The 5,486-nt window shown below is 42.8% G+C and carries 4 protein-coding genes and 1 pseudogene; 1 reads left to right on the top strand and 4 read right to left on the bottom strand.

Annotated features, from left to right (window positions below; genetic code table 11):
* Window positions 1-1,902 (top strand): hypothetical protein (locus tag JWR87_RS08535; protein WP_297818313.1); only part of this gene is annotated, 1,902 nt, incomplete at its 5' end.
* A 431-nt stretch (window positions 1,903-2,333) separates the two neighbouring features.
* Here JWR87_RS08535 and JWR87_RS08530 read toward each other — a convergent pair.
* The 4 genes and pseudogenes from JWR87_RS08530 to JWR87_RS08515 all read right to left on the bottom strand — a co-directional run.
* Window positions 2,334-2,906, bottom strand: a complete 573-nt coding sequence (locus tag JWR87_RS08530; protein ID WP_297818311.1) for a hypothetical protein — start codon at window positions 2,904-2,906, stop codon at window positions 2,334-2,336.
* Window positions 2,907-2,974: 68 nt separating this feature from the next.
* Complete coding sequence (locus tag JWR87_RS08525) at window positions 2,975-3,061, bottom strand: VOC family protein (RefSeq protein ID WP_297818315.1); 87 nt, start codon at window positions 3,059-3,061, stop codon at window positions 2,975-2,977.
* A 496-nt stretch (window positions 3,062-3,557) separates the two neighbouring features.
* Window positions 3,558-4,757, bottom strand: coding sequence for a hypothetical protein (locus JWR87_RS08520; protein WP_297818308.1), 1,200 nt, complete (start codon window positions 4,755-4,757; stop codon window positions 3,558-3,560).
* A 370-nt stretch (window positions 4,758-5,127) separates the two neighbouring features.
* Window positions 5,128-5,486, bottom strand: a pseudogene (locus tag JWR87_RS08515) (hypothetical protein); the annotation flags it as partial.

Here is a 5,486-nt window from a genome sequence, read left to right as displayed (position 1 = left end):
TCCGCAAACTACAAAATCTGGGTCCGGGGTTATGGACTGGTCGATTCAGAAAAGAAAAATGCAAAACCTGGGACCAATGTTGGCCTGACTGCCAGGATCGCGCCTTCAGAAAAGGAAGCTGCGCAATATTATCCTGCAGGCTACTGGTTTTCCCTTATGACTGTTCCTGATAAAACCAAATTTCCGGGTACAGGACCAGATGGTAATGGAATTTCTCCCAACATAAAAGTCCAGGCCGATTTTATTCGAAACATAAAGTCGGGAACCTGCCTTTCCTGTCACCAACTCGGCAGCAAAGGAACGCGTGAGTTTCAACCCTCACTTGGAAAATTTAAAAGTTCGTTCCAGGCATGGGAGAGAAGATTACAGTCAGGCCAGGCTGGTGGGCAAATGATTAGTGCAACTATAGGGCTTGGCCGTGAACCGATGTTAAAGATGCTGTCAGACTGGACCGATCGAATTGCCCAGGGCGAAGTGCCACCGAAGCCACGACGGCCGGAAGGAGTCGAGCGCAACGTAGTTATTTCACAGTGGGACTGGGCCGATCCAAAAGCCTACTTACACGATGTGGTGTCAACCGATCGAAGAAACCCAACAACGAATGCCAATGGCCTCCTATATGGTGCCACCGAGTTGAGTACTGACTATCTTCCTGTCCTTGATCCCGTGACAAGTAAGATCAGCCAGTTGCCTCTTTCTGTTCTTGATCCGAATACCAAGTCTGCATCAGGAGAAGTAGTACAACCATCGCCTTACTGGGGAGACACGGCTATATGGAACAGCAAAACCAATGTTCACAATCCTATGTTCGACAAGGAAGGGCGTGTATGGATCACCGCAACGGTTAGACCATCAGACAATCCAGACTTCTGCAAGGAAGGTTCTGATCATCCATCAGCAAAAGCTTTTCCTGTTAATAAGTCATATCGGCAACTCGGTGTGTATGATCCCAAGACTGGGAAATACACTCCCATCAACACTTGTTTCAGCACGCACCACCTGATGTTTGCTGAAGATAATAATAACACTCTTTGGACCAGTGGTGGTGGGCCTGTAGTAGGTTGGTTAGACACAAAAAAATATTTAGAGACCGGGGATGAAAAAGCAGCACAAGGCTGGACCCCACTTATTCTTGACTTCAATGGCAATGGCAAGCGTGATACATATACCGAGCCTGATGCACCCGAAGACCCAAAAAAGGACAAGAGAATCGCCAGGGGTTTATATGCCTGTTCGCCCGCACCTGATGGTTCTGTTTGGGGATCGAGCCTTGGTTACCCAGGTGGATTGGTCCGGTTAAATCCTGGAACAAATCCTACCGAAACGGCGCTTGCAGAATATTTTGAGCTTCCACTTAATGAGAAAGGCGAGCCCGTTGAGGGATTTTCTCCACGTGGCATGGATGTAGATCGGAACGGGGTCGCCTGGGTTGCTCTAGCCAGTGGACACCTTGCCAGCTTCGATCCCAGAAAATGCAAAGTAAGGAATGGGCCAACAGCCAGTGGACAGCATTGTCGTGAGGGCTGGACCTTTTACACAGAGCCGCTTCCCCAATTCAAAGGTCTGAATATTCCAGGCAGTGCGGAGGGTAGCTACTATACCTGGGTAGACCAGTTCAACGCCTCGGGACTTGGAGAGAATACGCCTATCAACACGGGTAATGAATCTGAGGCTCTCTTAGCGTTGAAGGATGGAAAGTGGGTGGCACTGCGTGTACCTTACCCGATGGGGTTTTATACCAAATGGATGGACGGCCGGATTGACGATCCTGGTGCCGGGTGGAAAGGCCGCGGATTATGGGCCACAATAAGCACCCGCGCACCTTTTCACATGGAAGGTGGAAAAGGTACAGCGAGCAAAGTCTTCAAGTTCCAAATACGACCTGATCCGTTAGCGAGATAGAATTTGGTGTAGATGTCGTTCACAGAGCAAATTTTTGAATGAGCTGTTCTCAAGCTTTCTGAGGCCGATAAAGATTCGTTCAACTATTTATTAAGTCTGATGGAGGATTCATTGGAGCTTGATTCAAAAATTATGAACGATTATCGTGTGCGGTAAAGGAAGACGAAATTGCGAGATTTTTTTGGGTGGGGAGATAAGTTCTTTTTAAAGTTGATAGCATGTTACACACATCTTGCTGCTTCCTGTATTGTCAGACCATCTCAGAATTTTCTATGGAATGATATACAGCAATTATTATCGGTTCAATAAATTAAGGAAAGTGGTTATTGCCGCTTTTTTTTGTAGCTACTAAAGCAGAACGATGCTCAACAAAAAGCATATTTAAAAAAGCCCGAACTAAGTCGGGCTTGTACAAAAAAAGTCTTTGAATACTAACTGGCTTTATCGAATACAGTCTTCCAGGACCGCTCGCCACCCCATAAGGTTGATTTTGCATTGGCCTGAACAGAAATAGACTTGCCATCATTGCTCAACTTCCAAACCTCTGTTACGTAAACCAATTCTTGTTTCTGAACATTTATATTGAAAGGAGTGGCAACCATCAAGTGTACAATTGAGTTAACAGTCATAGTTTGTCCATCAGCTGACAACTTTACGGTAAACTTCTTTCCTCTTTCCCAGCCATGATTAATTTGACTTTCTTTACCGTCGAAGGCCAGTTTTTCCTGGCTTGTAGCCAGCACTGCGCCAGGAGACGGGTTTGGTATTTCTATGATTAGAAAATCTGCCTGCTCTGCTATTCTCATTGTCTTAGAGAGCATACGATCACCTTCGTCATATGAGCAAACAATATTTCCGCCCATACCTATCGACTCTTTGGATTTCCATTCACCGGAAAAGTTAGCGCGACGAGTGTCATTTTTTTGTTGAGCCTGTACAGCAAAATGAATTACTCCTGTTAGCAGAATAATCAGGCAGGACAAAAGGTTTCTTTTATTTTTCATTTGTTTCTTTTTTGCTTTTTAATGGTGATGAAGCGATCATGATTTACCGTGCGGGTTTCAGGAAAATCCTAACTGCCCGGAAATGTGTTTGCATAAAAGTGAGCCGCACCCACCGCGTCGTTATTGTACCATAAACAGATTGTGTTCTTTTGCATTGCGACATTTTTATGTATTAAATCGTTGTTGCCATTTATAAAGACGCAAATGGATCCAACAACTCTTGAAGCAATATACCCTTTGCTTATAGCATTTCAAAGTACGAGATAATGTCCAAAATTTTGCGTTGCTGATCTTCTAACGGTAGTAACAAAAGCAAATATTGTTACTCTGGCAACCCACAACAGCAAGCACCTGTGGCCTCAAGAACACAAGCAATGGCAAAAATTAGGTTGCAACTGGTTAAAGCGCTGCCAAACGCGCTTTTGATTTGTCTTTTGAATTTTGGTGTACGTCCAAATGCTAAATCAGGGGGTGGAACGAAAGTGTAAGTTTTTGTAGCCGGCATTTAGAATACTGTGCAACATCGTTGTGTCACTCACTTGTACTTGTACAGCAGTACGCAGCTATTTCTCTTACCTCGAAGTTTTGGATTAGCAGGATTTTGCATTAGCCGTTGTTAGTAGGAGACCCCGGCAGGACGAAGGAGTCTGATTATTCATCTACTTTTTCAGAACCCCTTTTCATTCGTGCTAATATTCGGTCAGCCTTAACTAGTTCATTGTCCCTGTTTAAATTCTTCAGGCTACTGATCAATGTTTTCTGTTTGCCAATTGCTTCTTTCCTGTTGCGGGTATCGTAAAGCAGCAATGCGTAAGCGCCTAAAGCTTCAGGTGTAGCATTAATATCCACTGCCCGCTTTATCCAGCTAAGGGCCTTTTGCAGAAGATTTGGATCCCTCGTCATTTTATAAAATTGCCATGCGTGAAAGTTCAATTGAGATGCATACGTTCCTGCAACGCCACGAGGTTTCGTAATAAATGGCTGCCCCTCCTTTCTCATCGCTTCTATATTTTTTTTAAAGGCTTTATCGATTGAGTCAACGTTAAGTTTCATCAGGTAATTGTCTGCATAATCAATGGCAGAAAAAATGTACGCGGCTGTGTCTTTTACAAGGTGGTAAAAGTTGGTCATCAAACCTTTGCGCAGAAAAGGCTTATCCTTTTCTTCCGCGTTGACAGTGCCGTTGTTCTCTACGGAATCTATGAGGTACCCCGCTAAGCCATAGTCTTTTGTGGCAATTGCTTTATCAAACGTTTTAGTGTTAATGGCACGAAAAATATTAACCCTCTCATTTGCTGCAAGCATATCCCAGTTTATGTTGAAGTTGCTCTTCATCATTATAGAATCAGCTTTTGTATGAAGGACGGGGCACAAACGGGCCAACACCTCAAAATACCTGAAGCTCTTGAAAGAGTCAACAGGCGTTAGTGATGTCAATTGTTCCAAAAGATCGTCGGTAGTTTTCGATAATTCTCTACGGGTTCTTATCAGTTGATTCCAGAGTTCAGTATTGGTAAAGCCTGATAGCCTTAAAGAATCGAATACCATGTTTTCATCAGGCATATCGGAAATGCGTTTTGCGAAAAACGCTTCGTTAAAATAAGCATGTGGATCATTCGCAGAGAAAAAATAGCGATGCACCAGCTTACCAAGGGGATTGAAAAAGAGTCCACCCACAGGGTCGTTGTTATATGGGGATATGTCATAATAAGCACGTACAAGATCGTTCCAATCCAAACCATAAACCTCAGGACGAATAACAACTGCTTGTTTATTTATAGTGAAAGCAATTTGATTACTCAGGGCTTCAGAAGTAGTTTTGTTATGTTGTTTATTTGATTTAGAGTCCATAACCACCATCAGAATTTTACCATCAACTTCTGCTTTTTTTAAAGCTTGGGCGAAAGATAATTTTTCAATCCTAAGCTGTGCAGCAGTAGGTTGCAAATTGAAAAAGATTATAAGGAAACAACAAAACAAGACTGGTGATTTCATTGGAGGTAATAACTAGCCAATAAAGTTATAGTAAGCGCTTTTACTGACAAAAAAGGTTGACATATAAACAGGGAACTATGCTGGGATTAAACCTTAATTAGACGGATATGTATTTTTATATGTCCCGGGTTGTTCGAGGTGTTCCGGAGGGCACCTCGAACTTAAAGATAAATGTTGTTCTTAGAACAACTGGCTTTGCAAAAGCCACAAAAAAGTTGCGTTATATTCAACTGTAGGTCGTTTGTACAGGGTTTAACAAAGTCACTTTTACTTTGCCTGCCTGTTTGCCAAATACATAATCCCCTGCACTGCTATATACATATTCTTCAGCTTTGTGTACAAGTCCTGCTTTTACCGGGTTGTTATGAATGTATTCAAGCTTCTGCCACATAAAATCTAAATGGTAGCATAGTTCAGGATGGTTATCGGGTTGCCAGAATTGGTACGCTACCTTTTTATTTTCGTCCGTTTCTTTAAATAACCATAGCATCCAATTCCTTCGGCTTTCGTTCTTGTTTTCTTCTAATGTTCTTATAATAGTTTGGGAAGTAAATTTCTTAAAGTCACGAACGATATCTGATAAGT

This window comes from Segetibacter sp., from assembly GCF_025963695.1.
In the GTDB taxonomy this organism is placed as follows: domain Bacteria; phylum Bacteroidota; class Bacteroidia; order Chitinophagales; family Chitinophagaceae; genus Segetibacter.
This window is presented reverse-complemented; position numbering and strand designations above follow the sequence as displayed.